The sequence below is a fragment of the Enterobacter sp. MGH85 genome (genome assembly GCF_001037655.1).
Taxonomy (GTDB): domain Bacteria; phylum Pseudomonadota; class Gammaproteobacteria; order Enterobacterales; family Enterobacteriaceae; genus Enterobacter; species Enterobacter intestinihominis.
In genome coordinates this window covers 2,482,513-2,496,079 of the sequence record NZ_KQ089925.1, presented here as the reverse complement: position 1 = coordinate 2,496,079, position 13,567 = coordinate 2,482,513, and the positions used below count along the sequence as shown (strand labels likewise).

General features: G+C 55.4%; 11 protein-coding genes. 9 read left to right on the top strand and 2 right to left on the bottom strand.

Going from position 1 to position 13,567, the window contains the following annotated elements; translation table 11 throughout:
* Nucleotides 1-150 precede the first annotated feature (150 nt).
* From SK51_RS11845 to yejF, 9 genes are all read left to right on the top strand, one after another.
* Nucleotides 151-1,617, top strand: a complete 1,467-nt coding sequence (locus SK51_RS11845; RefSeq protein WP_023306614.1) for a mannitol dehydrogenase family protein — start codon at nt 151-153, stop codon at nt 1,615-1,617.
* A 123-nt stretch (nt 1,618-1,740) separates the two neighbouring features.
* Nucleotides 1,741-2,727 carry a CobW family GTP-binding protein gene (locus tag SK51_RS11840; RefSeq protein ID WP_023306615.1) on the top strand — a complete coding sequence of 329 codons (987 nt, stop codon included), beginning with the start codon at nt 1,741-1,743 and terminating at the stop codon, nt 2,725-2,727.
* Between the two features lie 33 nt (nt 2,728-2,760).
* Entirely contained in the window at nt 2,761-3,465 is a 705-nt protein-coding gene (locus tag SK51_RS11835) for a phosphatase PAP2 family protein (RefSeq protein ID WP_023306616.1), read from the top strand.
* 424 nt (nt 3,466-3,889) lie between these two features.
* Nucleotides 3,890-4,459, top strand: a complete 570-nt coding sequence (gene mepS, locus SK51_RS11830) for a bifunctional murein DD-endopeptidase/murein LD-carboxypeptidase (protein WP_003859364.1) — start codon at nt 3,890-3,892, stop codon at nt 4,457-4,459.
* Nucleotides 4,460-4,586: 127 nt separating this feature from the next.
* Nucleotides 4,587-6,140 (top strand): cyclic di-GMP phosphodiesterase, encoded by a 1,554-nt coding sequence (locus SK51_RS11825; protein ID WP_023306617.1) that lies wholly within the window; start codon nt 4,587-4,589, stop codon nt 6,138-6,140.
* A gap of 75 nt (nt 6,141-6,215) precedes the next feature.
* Nucleotides 6,216-8,021: an extracellular solute-binding protein gene (locus SK51_RS11820; protein WP_032671337.1), complete on the top strand. Its 1,806-nt coding sequence runs from the start codon at nt 6,216-6,218 to the stop codon at nt 8,019-8,021.
* A 9-nt stretch (nt 8,022-8,030) separates the two neighbouring features.
* Nucleotides 8,031-9,125 carry a microcin C ABC transporter permease YejB gene (locus tag SK51_RS11815; protein ID WP_023306619.1) on the top strand — a complete coding sequence of 365 codons (1,095 nt, stop codon included), beginning with the start codon at nt 8,031-8,033 and terminating at the stop codon, nt 9,123-9,125.
* Nucleotides 9,125-10,150, top strand: a complete 1,026-nt coding sequence (locus tag SK51_RS11810; RefSeq protein WP_023306620.1) for a microcin C ABC transporter permease — start codon at nt 9,125-9,127, stop codon at nt 10,148-10,150. Before SK51_RS11815 ends, SK51_RS11810 begins: the two co-directional genes overlap by 1 nt.
* 1 nt (nt 10,151) lies before the next feature.
* Nucleotides 10,152-11,741, top strand: a complete 1,590-nt coding sequence (gene yejF, locus SK51_RS11805; RefSeq protein WP_023306621.1) for a microcin C ABC transporter ATP-binding protein YejF — start codon at nt 10,152-10,154, stop codon at nt 11,739-11,741.
* 3 nt (nt 11,742-11,744) lie between these two features.
* On the opposite strand, the gene SK51_RS11800 is transcribed toward yejF, so the two are convergent.
* Nucleotides 11,745-12,089 (bottom strand): YejG family protein, encoded by a 345-nt coding sequence (locus SK51_RS11800; protein ID WP_003859372.1) that lies wholly within the window; start codon nt 12,087-12,089, stop codon nt 11,745-11,747.
* Nucleotides 12,090-12,365: 276 nt separating this feature from the next.
* Nucleotides 12,366-13,565 (bottom strand): Bcr/CflA family multidrug efflux MFS transporter, encoded by a 1,200-nt coding sequence (locus SK51_RS11795; protein ID WP_022648730.1) that lies wholly within the window; start codon nt 13,563-13,565, stop codon nt 12,366-12,368.
* Nucleotides 13,566-13,567: the final 2 nt, after the last annotated feature.

Genomic DNA, 13,567 nt, shown 5'->3' with positions numbered 1-13,567 from the left:
ATACATGTTTAATCGAAGTGGTCAACACAGCGCGCGACATTGATTGATCAAACTCACATAACCGGGATATTTACGGCTTACCAATTTAATTTGTTGTCATATAACTTTACACTGGCATTGTTAATTAATGGTTAATCAGGTGTGTACTACATGAAGACTATTGCCTCCACCGCGCTTCCTGCTCATGTCCAGCAGCCCCGCTACGATCGCGAGCAGTTACGCTCCCGCATCGTCCATTTCGGCTTTGGCGCGTTCCACCGGGCGCATCAGGCGTTGTTAACAAACCGGGTGCTGAACGCCAAAGGAGGCGACTGGGGTATTTGTGAGATTAGTCTCTTTAGCGGCGATGTTCTCATGCGCCAGCTCCGCGCGCAGGATCATCTGTTTACCGTGCTGGAGAAAGGTGCCGAAGGCAATCAACCCATTATTATCGGTGCGGTAAAAGAGTGCCTGAACGCAAAACTCGACTCGCTGGCAGCCATTATTGAGAAGTTCTGCGAACCGCAGGTGGCCATTGTCTCCCTCACCATTACCGAAAAAGGCTACTGCATCGATCCGGCGACGGGGAAACTGGATATGCACAACAGCCGCATTCTGCACGATCTTGAGCATCCGTCTGAGCCGCATTCCGCGCCGGGTATTCTGGTCGAAGCGCTTCATCGCCGCCGCGAGCGCGGCCTGCCGGCGTTTACCGTGCTCTCCTGCGACAACATTCCCGATAACGGCCACGTGGTGAAAAATGCCGTTCTCGGCATGGCCGGAAAGCGTTCCGCAGAGCTGGCCGGATGGATCGAGGCGCACGTGAGCTTCCCTGGCACCATGGTCGACCGAATCGTGCCCGCCGCCACTGACGCCTCACTCGCGGAAATCACCCAGGAACTTGGCGTTGAAGATCCCTGCGCCATCAGCTGTGAACCGTTCATTCAGTGGGTAGTGGAAGATAACTTTGTCGCCGGGCGTCCGGAATGGGAGGTTGCAGGCGTACAGATGGTTGAGGATGTCCTGCCCTGGGAGCAGATGAAGCTGCGGATGCTGAACGGCAGCCACTCCTTCCTGGCGTATCTGGGCTACCTTGCCGGCTACGCGCACATAAATGAATGTATGCAGGACGACAGCTTCCGCGAGGCTGCCCGCAGGCTGATGCTGAATGAGCAGGCCCCTACGCTGCGCATCACCAACGTCGATCTGACAGCCTATGCTGACAGCCTGCTTGACCGCTTCGCCAACCCGGCGCTACAGCACCGCACCTGGCAAATCGCTATGGACGGCAGTCAGAAGCTGCCTCAGCGCATGCTGGATGGGATCCGCATGCATCTTGAGCGTAACACCGCCTGGCCATTACTGGCGCTGGGCGTCGCAGGCTGGATGCGCTACGTCAGCGGGACGGACGACCAGGGCAACGCCATTGACGTGCGCGATCCGCTGAGCGACAAGTTTCAGGCCATTGTCGCTTCCAGCAGTGACGCAGAACGCGTTAGCGCCCTGCTGACGCTAAAAGAAATCTTTGGCGACGACCTGCCGCAAAACCCTGTCTTTGTCGAGGCAATCACCGGCGCGTACCAGCGCCTCGTCCGGCTCGGCGCGCGTCAGGCCGTTAACGAAACGTTAAAAATTTAGCGATTATTGCGTTTAAGGCGAACGGTTTTACGCTCCGTTCGCCCTCCCTCTTCTCAATGCCCGATTTTTTCGTCAGGATGATAGATAGTTGTTACTACATCACAATTATTTATCGGAGCGCACGTGACCAAAACCAACCTGATCACCGGTTTTCTCGGCAGCGGTAAAACTACGTCCATTCTGCATTTGCTGGCCAATAAAGATCCGGCGGAAAAGTGGGCCGTGCTGGTCAACGAATTTGGCGAAGTGGGGATCGACGGCGCGTTGCTCGCCGACAGCGGCGCGATGGTGAAAGAGATCCCGGGCGGGTGTATGTGCTGCGTGAATGGTCTGCCGATGCAGGTCGGGCTGAATACGCTGCTGCGTCAGGGCAAGCCTGACCGTCTGCTGATTGAACCCACTGGGCTGGGTCATCCGAAGCAAATTCTTGATTTACTGACCGCCCCGGTCTACGAGCCGTGGCTTGAGCTGCGTGCGACGCTTTGCCTGCTCGACCCCCGCCAGCTGCTGGATGAAAAAGCGATCAATAATGACAATTTCCGCGACCAGCTCGCCTCGGCAGATATCATCGTGGCGAATAAATCCGATCGCGCGACGCCTGAAAGTCAGGCCGCGTTCAATGCCTGGTGGCAGCAGGCTGGCGGTGGACGTCAGTATGTGCAGACCACCCAGGGCAACATTGATGGCGACCTGCTCGATCTTCCCCGCCTCAACCAGACGCAACTGCCTGCCAGCGCAGAGCATTCACATAGCCACGGCGCGAAGCAAGGTCTGGCTGCGCTGAGCCTGCCGGAACATCAGCGCTGGCGTCGAAATCTGAACAGCGGCCAGGGACACCAGGCCTGCGGCTGGATCTTCGATGCCGATACGGTTTTCGACACCATTGGTATACTGGAATGGGCGAGACTGGCGCCGGTTGAGCGGGTAAAAGGGATCATGCGCACCCCGGATGGTCTGGTGCGCATTAATCGTCAGGGCGAGGATTTCTTTATAGAAACCCAGAACGTCGCGCCACCCGACAGCCGGATAGAGTTAATTAGTGCGGTTAATACCGACTGGAATGCCCTCCAGTCAAGCCTGTTGAAGCTTCGTTTAAGTTTGGGCGGCTAACGTTGCCCCTGATTTCACACATTGCTGAAGACTATGACGACTCGACTTCCTGCTATTTTATTGCTCAACGCTGCCGGTCTGGCGCTCTTTTTCTCCTGGTATATCCCGGCGGATCACGGTTTCTGGTTCCCGCTGGATTCCGGGCTGTTCCACTTCTTTAACCAGGCGCTGGCGAAGAGTGAAGCCTTCCTGTGGCTGGTGGCGATCACCAACAACCGCGCGTTTGACGGCTGTTCGCTGCTGGCAATGGGCTGTCTGATGCTCTCCTTCTGGCTGAAGGAGGACAAAACGGGTCGTCGCCGTATTCTGATTATCGGCCTGGTCATGCTGCTGGCAGCCGTGATTATCAACCAGCTGGCGCAGCATCTGATGCCGGTTAAACGCGCCAGTCCGTCGCTCTCTTTCCCGAATATTAACCGCGTCAGCGAGCTGCTTCATATTCCAACCAAAGACGCGTCGAAGGACAGCTTCCCGGGCGACCACGGTATGATGCTGCTGATTTTTGCTGGCTTCATGCTGCGCTATTTCGGTAAAAAAGCCTTCGCCATCGCCCTGGTTATTGTGGTGGTATTTGCATTCCCGCGGGTGATGATTGGCGCTCACTGGCTGACAGATATCGCCGTAGGCTCCCTCACGGCGGTGTTAATTGGTTTACCCTGGGTGCTGATGACTCCCCTGAGCGATCGCGTAATAAGTATTTTTGATCGCTATCTTCCCGGCAAATTTAAACAAGTCTGAAACAAATAAATAACGCTAATTAACACCATTCATCAGGGATCGTTTTCGATCCCTGAGTCACTTCTTTCCGGCATCATTCAGCGCTGTCATCATTCCGTCATACAATTCGTGATAAAAATGAAGCAATTGCAGGGATTACCGGTATGAATGGCGGCATTTTGAGCAATTCCGCGCTGTAACGTTGTGTATCACATTTTCTTATAAAAAAACGGTCTTTTTTGCTCGCAATGCCCTTTGCAATCGGTTAACCTCGAACTCGTTTTGCCCCATTGAGATAATTATTATCGTGGTGAATAATTTTGTGCGTTGTGCCACAGATTTCACCATAAAGAATTGTCTCATTGTGAACAGATAATTAGTCTCGTCACGGTTGGCATTTTTATAACGATATTTTCGTTAAGGACTTCAAGGGAAAACAAACAAAATGGTCAAATCTCAACCAATTTTGAGATATATCTTGCGGGGGATCCCGGCGATTGCAGTGGCGGTTCTGCTTTCGGCATGTAGTACGACGAACACCGCGAAGAATATGCATCCTGAGACGCGTGTTGTGGGAATGGAAGATTCCTCTTCACTGCAAGCCTCTCAGGATGAATTTGAAAATATGGTACGTAATCTCGACGTTAAGTCGCGTATTATGGATCAGTATGCTGACTGGAAAGGCGTGCGTTACCGCCTGGGCGGCAGCACCAAGAAAGGCATCGATTGCTCCGCATTCGTACAGCGTACTTTCCGTGAGCAGTTTGGGTTAGACCTTCCGCGTTCTACTTATGAACAGCAGGAAATGGGCAAGTCCATTTCGCGCACTAAACTGCGTACGGGCGATTTAGTCCTGTTCAGAGCAGGTTCAACCGGTCGACACGTTGGCATCTATATCGGTAACGATCAGTTTGTCCATGCTTCCACCAGCAGTGGTGTGACGATTTCCAGCATGAACGAACCTTACTGGAAGAAGCGCTACAACGAAGCTCGCCGCGTTCTGAGCCGTAGTTAATATTGCTGTCGTATCGTTGGTTATCCCTTGGCTGGCGATACGATTAAAAAAGCACTGCTCCGGCAGTGTTTTTTTTTGCCCGTTACACTGATAGACATCCCGCGTCATTTCAGGAATCACGACATCTATGTTTACCCGCTACTTCTCCAGCAACCGCAAGATACTGTTTCTCAGTATTCTGACGGGGTTGTTTACCGCCCTGCTTCTGAGTGCATTACAGTTTTACTGGAGTTATCACAAGCGAGAAGTCAGGTACGATACCCTCATTACGGATTTAAGCGTCTACATGGAGAACTTTTTCGACGAGCTTAAAACCTCTATTGATACGCTCCAGCCGCTCACGCTGAACAGCTGTGAAGAGGTCAGTGCGGCGCTCACCTCACGCGCGGCCTTCAGTATTAACGTGCGCGCCTTTTTGCTGGTCCGGGATAAACAGGCCTTCTGCTCTTCGGCAACAGGTCCGATGAATACCCCAATGGAAACGCTTATCCCTCAGCTACACATCAGCAAACCTGTTGATATCGCGCTCCTGCCGGGCACGCCCATGCTGCCGGATAAACCCGCGATCGCTATCTGGTATCGCAATCCGCTGGTAAAAGACGGCGGCGTATTTACCTCCGTGAACATCAACCTGACGCCTTACCTTCTTTATACGTCACGTCAGGATGAATTTTCCGGAATATCGATCGTCATTGGCGACTCCGCGTTATCCACCCAGTCCGGAATGCTGGTTCAGGCGCGGGATTTGCCTGAGGTCCCCGCTCGCACCGCCACGCTGAAAAATATTCCTCTGACCGTTAACGTCTATGCGCAAGCCTGGAAGACCGATGAACTGCTCTACGCCGTGTTCTTCGGCCTGGTCTGCGGTATTGCGGCAGGTCTGCTGAATTTCTATATTCTCACTATCCGTCTTAATCCCGGGAAAGAGATCCTTACGGCCATCAAGCACGACCAGTTCTACGTGGTCTATCAGCCCGTCGTGGATGCGCAGTCGCTCAGAATGACCGGGCTGGAAGTCCTGATGCGCTGGAAGCACCCGGTGATGGGCGAAATTCCACCGGATGCCTTTATTAATTTTGCTGAAGCGCAGAAGCTGATCGTCCCGCTGACGCTGCATCTTTTTGACCTGATTATCCGCGATGCCCCTGTCCTGCAAACGGTGCTCCCGCCTGGGGCCAAGTTTGGGATCAACATCGCGCCCGGTCATCTGCATGCGGAAAGCTTTAAGGAGGATATGCGCGCGTTTGCCGCTGCCCTTCCGCCCGATCACTTCCAGATTGTGCTGGAAATAACCGAGCGCGACATGATCAACCACCGCGAGGCAAATCAGCTGTTTGAATGGCTGCACAATGAAGGTTTTGAAATCGCCATCGATGATTTTGGCACCGGCCACAGCGCGCTGATCTATCTGGAACGCTTCACGATGGATTACCTGAAAATTGACCGTGGCTTCGTGAATGCCATCGGGACTGAAACCGTTACCTCGCCAGTGCTTGACGCGGTGCTGACGCTGGCAGAACGCCTGAATATGTTAACCGTCGCCGAGGGTGTTGAAACGCCCGAGCAGGCGGCGTGGCTGCGCGAGCATGGCGTGAACTATCTTCAGGGCTACTGGATCGGCCGACCAATGCCGCTGGAGCAGTTCAGGACGTGGCAACCCGACATCACGCTCGGGGAATAATTTCACAATCACGGCGCTGTCCCTTATTATTCTCCTCAACCGAGCCTGCCTGTGAACAAAGGGATCCGCCGCACTATGATTATGCGCGTTGTATTGATGCTGTTGGCGCTGGTGAGCCTGTCGGGCCAGGCGCAGACCATCAAAGAGAGCACGGCCTTTGCCGTCATTGGCGAGCCGAAGTATGCGGTCAACTTTACTCACTACGATTATGTGAACCCCGCCGCCCCGAAAGGCGGGAACGTGACGCTTTCCGCGACCGGAACGTTTGACAACTTTAACCGCTTCGCCCTGCGCGGCGTGGCGGCAGCGCGTACCGAATCCCTCTATGACACGCTGTTCGTCACCTCCGACGACGAGCCCGGCAGCTATTATCCCCTGGTCGCTGAGAACGTGCGTTACGCCGATGATTTTAGCTGGGCAGAAATCGCGATTAATCCGCGGGCGCGTTTTCACGACGGTACGCCGGTTAGCGCCCGCGATGTGGCGTTCACCTTTCATAAATTTATGACCGAAGGCGTGCCGCAGTTTCGTCTGGTGTACAAGGGCACCACGGTGAAAGCCATCGCCCCGCTGACCGTGCGAATCGAACTCCCTGAGCCAAACAAAGAGAATATGCTGAGCCTGTTCTCCCTGCCCGTCATGCCCGAATCATTCTGGAAAAACCATAAGCTGAGCGATCCCCTCTCTTCCCCGCCGGTGGCCGGAGGACCGTATCGCATTACCGACTGGCGAATGGGCCAGTACGTGATCTATTCCCGCGTGAAAGATTACTGGGCAGCCACGCTGCCGGTAAACCGGGGCCGCTGGAACTTCGATACAATCCGCTACGACTACTACCTGGATGATAACGTAGCCTTCGAGGCGTTTAAGGCAGGCGCATTTGATTTACGTGTCGAGAACAGCGCCAAAAACTGGGCGACCCGGTATATCGGAAAAAATTTCGCGAAAGGCTATATCGTTAAAGACGAACATAAAAACGAATCCGCGCAGGACACGCGCTGGCTGGCGTTTAATATTCAGCGCCCGGTTTTTTCCGATCGTCGGGTGCGTGAAGCCATTACCCTGGCGTTTGATTTCGAATGGATGAACAAAGCGCTGTTTTACGGAGCCTACAGCCGGGCGAACAGCTATTTCCAGAATACTGAATATGCCGCCCGTGATTATCCCCACGCGGACGAGCTGGTTTTGCTGGCGCCAATGAAAGCGGAGCTCCCGCCGGAAGTGTTCACCCGCCTATTTGAACCGCCAAAATCCGACGGAAACGGGTTCGACCGGGACAACCTGCTGAAAGCCAGCAAACTGCTGGATGACGCTGGCTGGGTGTTGAAAAATCGGCTACGAGTAAATGTTAAAACTGGTAAGCCGCTCAGCTTCGAACTGCTGATTGCCTCCGGCGCAAACGATCAGTGGGTGCTGCCGTTTAAGAAGAACCTTGCCCGTCTTGGGGTGACCATGAATATCCGCCAGGTCGATATTGCCCAGCTGACCAACCGCAAGCGCAGTCGCGATTACGACATGATGCAAACCCTGTGGGCTGCCCAGCCGTGGCCGAGTTCAGACCTGCAAATCTCCTGGGCATCGGGGTATATCGACTCCTCCTACAACGCTCCGGGGGTAAAGAGTCCGGTGATTGATGCGCTGATCGCGAAAATCGTTGCCGCTCAGGGCGATAAAGAGAAACTTCTGCCGCTCGGGCGCGCGCTTGACCGGGTGTTAACCTGGAACTATTACATGCTGCCGATGTGGTACATGGGTGAAGATCGCGTGGCCCGCTGGGACAAATTCTCCCTGCCCGCCGTTCGCCCGGTTTATACGCTTGGTTTTGATACGTGGTGGTATGACGTGAATAAAGCCGCAAAACTGCCCGCAGCGCGGCGTTGAGGAGTGACGATGGGCGCTTATCTTATCCGCAGGCTGCTGCTGGTTATCCCGACGCTATGGGCCATCATTACCATTAACTTTTTTATCGTGCAGATTGCCCCCGGCGGCCCGGTGGACCAGGCGATTGCGGCCATAGAATTTGGTCACGCTGGCGGCATGCCGGGCGGCGGCGGTGAAGGAATGGGGGCCAGCCATGCCCGGACGGGCGTGGGCAATATCAGCGAAAGCCACTACCGGGGCGGTCGGGGACTGGATCCGGAGGTGATCGCCGAGATCACCCATCGCTATGGTTTTGACAAGCCGCTGCACGAGCGATATTTCAGGATGCTCTGGGATTATGTCCGTTTCGATTTTGGCGACAGCCTGTTTCGCAGCGCCTCGGTGCTAACCCTGATCAAGCAAAGCCTGCCGGTTTCCATCACGCTCGGACTGTGGGGGACGCTGATTATTTATCTGGTCTCCATTCCGCTGGGGATCCGCAAAGCGGTCTACAACGGTAGCCGTTTTGATATCTGGAGCAGCACGTTCATTATCATCGGCTACGCTATCCCGGCGTTTCTGTTTGCCGTGCTGCTGATTGTCTTTTTCGCTGGCGGCAGTTATTTCGACGTCTTCCCGCTGCGCGGGCTGGTCTCTGCGGATTTCAGCACGTTGCCGTGGTATCAGAAAATAACCGATTACTTCTGGCACATCACGCTTCCGGTGCTGGCGACGGTTATCGGCGGTTTTGCGGCGCTTACGATGCTGACCAAAAATGCCTTTCTTGATGAGATCCGCAAACAGTACGTCGTCACCGCGCGCGCCAAAGGCGTCGGTGAAAAGCAGATTATGTGGAAGCACGTTTTTCGTAACGCCATGCTGCTGGTGATTGCCGGTTTTCCCGCCACGTTCATCAGTATGTTTTTTACCGGCTCTCTGCTGATAGAAGTGATGTTCTCTCTCAACGGTTTAGGGCTGCTCGGCTATGAGGCCACCGTCTCCCGTGATTACCCGGTGATGTTTGGCACACTGTACATTTTCACCCTGATCGGCCTGCTGCTGAATATCATCAGCGATATCAGCTATACGCTGGTCGATCCCCGTATCGATTTTGAGGGCCGCTGATGTTGCGTTTAAGCCCCGTCAATCAGGCCCGCTGGGCGCGCTTTCGCCACAACCGTCGCGGCTACTGGTCGCTGTGGATCTTCGCCGTCCTGTTTGCCTTAAGTCTGTGTTCCGAACTGATTGCCAACGATAAACCCCTGCTGGTGCATTTCAAAGATCGCTGGTACGTGCCGGTGCTTACTACCTATAGCGAAAGCGATTTTGGCGGTCCGTTTGCGACGCCAGCCGAGTATCAGGATCCCTGGTTACGTGAACAGATCGCGCAGCACGGCTGGGCGCTTTGGGCACCGATTCGCTTTGGCGCGAACAGTATTAACTACGCCACGTCCACCCCCTTCCCTTCCCCGCCTTCCTCGCAGAACTGGCTGGGAACGGACGCCAACGGCGGCGATGTGCTGGCGCGCATCCTCTATGGCACCCGCATCTCGCTCCTGTTTGGGCTGCTTCTGACGCTCTTTAGCAGCGTGATGGGCGTCGTGGCGGGCGCCATGCAGGGCTATTACGGTGGAAAAATCGATTTGTGGGGGCAGCGCGTAATTGAAGTCTGGTCCGGTATGCCGACGCTGTTTCTGATTATCCTGCTGTCCAGCGTAGTACAGCCTGGCTTCTGGTGGCTGTTAGGCATCACCGTCCTGTTCGGCTGGATGGCACTGGTCGGCGTGGTGCGCGCGGAGTTTCTGCGCACGCGAAATTACGATTATATTCGCGCCGCGCAGGCATTAGGCGTGAGCGATCGCGCAATTATCTTCCGTCACATGCTTCCCAATGCGGTGGTGGCGACCCTCACCTTCCTGCCGTTTATTTTGTGTAGCTCCATTACCACCCTGACGTCGCTCGATTTTCTTGGTTTCGGTTTGCCGCTGGGCTCACCGTCTCTTGGCGAACTGCTGTTGCAGGGCAAAAACAACCTCCAGGCCCCCTGGCTGGGCATCGCCGCATTCCTCTCCGTGGCGGTGCTGCTTTCCCTGCTGATTTTTATTGGCGAAGCCGTGCGCGATGCCTTCGATCCCAACAAGGCGGTATGACATGACCCGGCCTCTTCTGAGCATAGAAAATCTGTCGATTGCGTTTTCAAAGCAGGGCGAATCTCGCCCGGTGGTGACGGATTTATCGTTGCAGATCCAGCGCGGAGAGACGCTGGCGCTGGTCGGGGAATCCGGCTCCGGTAAGAGCGTTTCGGCACTGTCGGTGCTGCGCCTGCTCCCTTCCCCGCCGGTCAGCTATCCGCACGGGGATATTCTGTTCCATGGACAATCCCTGCTGAACGCTGATGAGCAAACCCTGCGCGGCATTCGTGGCAATAAGATTGCCATGATTTTTCAGGAGCCGATGGTGTCGCTCAATCCATTGCATACGCTGGAAAAACAGCTCTATGAAGTGCTGTCACTTCATCGGGGAATGCGTAAAGAGGCAGCGCGGGGGGAAATTCTGGACTGCCTTGAACGCACCGGCATTCGTAATGCGGCGAAACGGCTGAACGATTTCCCGCATCAGCTTTCCGGCGGCGAGCGCCAGCGCGTGATGATCGCGATGGCGCTGCTGACGCGCCCCGAACTGTTGATTGCGGATGAACCCACCACCGCGCTGGACGTCACGGTGCAGGCGCAAATTCTGCAACTGCTGCGCGAACTGCGCGACGAGCTGAACATGAGCCTGCTGTTTATTACGCATAACCTGGGCATCGTGAAAAAGCTCGCTGACGCGGTGGCCGTGATGCAAAATGGCCGCTGCGTCGAACAGAACAGGGCAACTGCCCTGCTGAGCGCGCCTCAGCACCCGTATACACAGCGCCTGCTCGATAGCGAACCCTCTGGCGACCCGGTTCCGCTTAACGCTGACAGCGCACCGTTGCTGAAGGTTGAGGACCTGTCGGTGTCATTCCCGATCCGCAAAGGCATTTTGCGTCGCGTGGTCGATCACAATCATGTTCTGAAAAACATGAGCTTCTCTCTGCGTCCGGGCGAGTCGCTTGGGCTTGTGGGCGAATCCGGTTCGGGCAAAAGCACCACCGGCCTGGCGCTGCTGCGCCTGATCGCCTCGCAGGGAAGCATTCTCTTTGACGGCATGCCGCTGCAAAACCTGAGCCGCCGCCAAATGCTGCCCGTCCGCCCGCGCATGCAGGTGGTCTTTCAGGATCCGAACTCTTCGCTGAACCCGCGGCTGAGCGTATTGCAGATTATTGAAGAGGGCCTGCGCGTTCATCAGCCCGCGCTGACGGCACAACAGCGTGAAATCGACGTGAAGCGGGTGATGGCGGAAGTGGGTTTAGATCCCGAGACCCGGCACCGGTATCCGGCTGAGTTTTCCGGCGGACAGCGCCAGCGTATAGCGATTGCCCGCGCGTTGATCCTGAAACCGGAGCTGATCGTGCTGGACGAGCCTACCTCTTCACTGGACCGCACCGTGCAGGCGCAAATTCTGGCGCTGCTGAAGGGGCTACAGGAAAAGCATCGGCTGGCCTATATCTTTATCAGCCACGATTTACAGGTGGTGCGTGCGCTTTGCCATCAGGTGGTGGTATTGCGGCAGGGAGAAGTCGTTGAGCAGGGAGAGTGCCAGCTCGTATTCACTGCGCCTGCGCAGGATTACACGCGCCAGCTATTGTCCGCTGACTAGCACTCAGAAAGGATATTGACCGGAGAACGGTTCGGCAATCGCCACGCCGAAGTTTTTCAGACGGCAGGTCGCAGCAAATTCATCCTGGCTGTTAACAAACAGGCACGGCTCACCTTCGCATTCCAGCACGGAGCTGTCTACTTCGATGTCCGTCAGCGCCTGGCTGAGACGTTCCATAACCGGCCACGCATTTTCATCGCTCGGGCTAAGCAGCTTGAGCGCCACCAGACAATTATCCTCCCCGGCAACGCTTTGCGGAATCGGTTCAACTTTCGAACCTGCAAAACCCGTCGACCAGCGATAGCTCTGGGGCAAGCGATGGACAATGGAGAGTTGTAATGTATTCACGTTCAGATCCCCGGAAGCAAATTTACTTCACAATTTATTTACATTTATAGTAACACATCATCGCCAACCTGCACTGTTTAGCGGATTTTATAGGCGTTGCAGGCTCGCGTCGGCGCTATATGTACCCGTTTCTGCGATCTAACTCAACCTTTTTAAATACAATGATGTGACTTTTTACATAAATAGATTTTACATAAAAGAAACAAACACCGGGTAAACGAACCGAGGGTTGGTTGATATGGGTCAACAAAAAGGCCCGTTTCGGGCCTTAAGTGCTCATTTATGCGCCGTCTTACGGGGCCGGCTGGCGTAAAGATAGAAGAGGATGGAGCAAGTCGCGCAGAGGGCAATCGCCCACAGCATCGGCCAGGCAGTATTAAACGTCGCCATTGAGAGCAGCGCCCCGACAATCGCGCCAATCCCGAAACGGAACGTCCCTGCCAGCGACGAGGCGGTGCCCGCCATATGCGGGAATTCGTCGAGGATCACCGCCATCGCGTTGGATGAGACCATCGAGACGCAGCCAACAAACGCCGCCACGCCCACCACCAGCGCCCAAAAACCTACGCCCAACAATGCGCTCAATACCAGCCAGATAGCCATCACGAACTGGATCCACAGCCCGGCGCGGAACATATTCAGCGCCCCGACCCGCCGGACAAAGCGGCTGTTGATAATGGTCATCACAAACAGGAACACGATATTCAGCGCGAAGTAGTAACCAAAGTGCTGGGGTGACACATGGTTCAGTTCGATGTACACAAACGGCCCCGCGCTCAGGAACGAAAACATCCCGGCAAAGCTAAAGCCGCTGGCCAGCATATAGCTCAGCACGCGCTTATGGCGAAACAGCGAGGCAAAGTTGCCAAGCGTGGTGCGGACGTGAAACTTCTGACGGCGCTCGACCGGCAGCGTTTCATCGATAAAGACGAAGATCATCACCGAGGCCAGCAGCGCGGCAATCGCCAGGATCCAGAAAATCGCATGCCAGCTGAACCACACCAGCACCGCCCCGCCTACCATGGGGGCGACCAGCGGCGCAATGGTTGTGACCAGCATGACGAACGACATCATGCGTGAGAACTCTTCCTTCGGGTAGATGTCGCGCATCAGCGCGTTAATCACCACGCTTGCCGCAGCCGCAGCCAGGCCATGGAAGAAACGCATCACGATCAGCTGATCGATACTCTGCGCCAGCGCGCAGGCCACCGCCGCTGCGGCAAATATCAACGTCCCGCCCAGAATAACGGGTTTGCGCCCCAGGCTGTCTGCCATTGGGCCATAAAAGAGCTGGCCGAGCGCAAAACCAAGAATGTAGGTGCTGAGCGTCATCTGTGCGCTGCCTGCCGGTACGCCAAACTGCGCGGAAATCACCGGCAGCGCGGGCAGATACATATCGATAGACAGCGGCATCAGCATGGCCAACAGGCCAAGGATAAATACGATTTTAAACGACGAGTGTGGCCTGGTGGTCACAG

What these genes read in the sequence shown, in the direction of transcription:
- SK51_RS11825 (WP_023306617.1), top strand. Translation starts at nt 4,587, where the DNA reads ATGTTTACCCGCTACTTCTCCAGCAACCGCAAGATACTGTTTCTCAGT.
- SK51_RS11845 (WP_023306614.1), top strand. Translation starts at nt 151, where the DNA reads ATGAAGACTATTGCCTCCACCGCGCTTCCTGCTCATGTCCAGCAGCCC.
- SK51_RS11810 (WP_023306620.1), top strand. Translation starts at nt 9,125, where the DNA reads ATGTTGCGTTTAAGCCCCGTCAATCAGGCCCGCTGGGCGCGCTTTCGC.
- SK51_RS11820 (WP_032671337.1), top strand. Translation starts at nt 6,216, where the DNA reads ATGATTATGCGCGTTGTATTGATGCTGTTGGCGCTGGTGAGCCTGTCG.
- mepS (WP_003859364.1), top strand. Translation starts at nt 3,890, where the DNA reads ATGGTCAAATCTCAACCAATTTTGAGATATATCTTGCGGGGGATCCCG.
- SK51_RS11815 (WP_023306619.1), top strand. Translation starts at nt 8,031, where the DNA reads ATGGGCGCTTATCTTATCCGCAGGCTGCTGCTGGTTATCCCGACGCTA.
- yejF (WP_023306621.1), top strand. Translation starts at nt 10,152, where the DNA reads ATGACCCGGCCTCTTCTGAGCATAGAAAATCTGTCGATTGCGTTTTCA.
- SK51_RS11835 (WP_023306616.1), top strand. Translation starts at nt 2,761, where the DNA reads ATGACGACTCGACTTCCTGCTATTTTATTGCTCAACGCTGCCGGTCTG.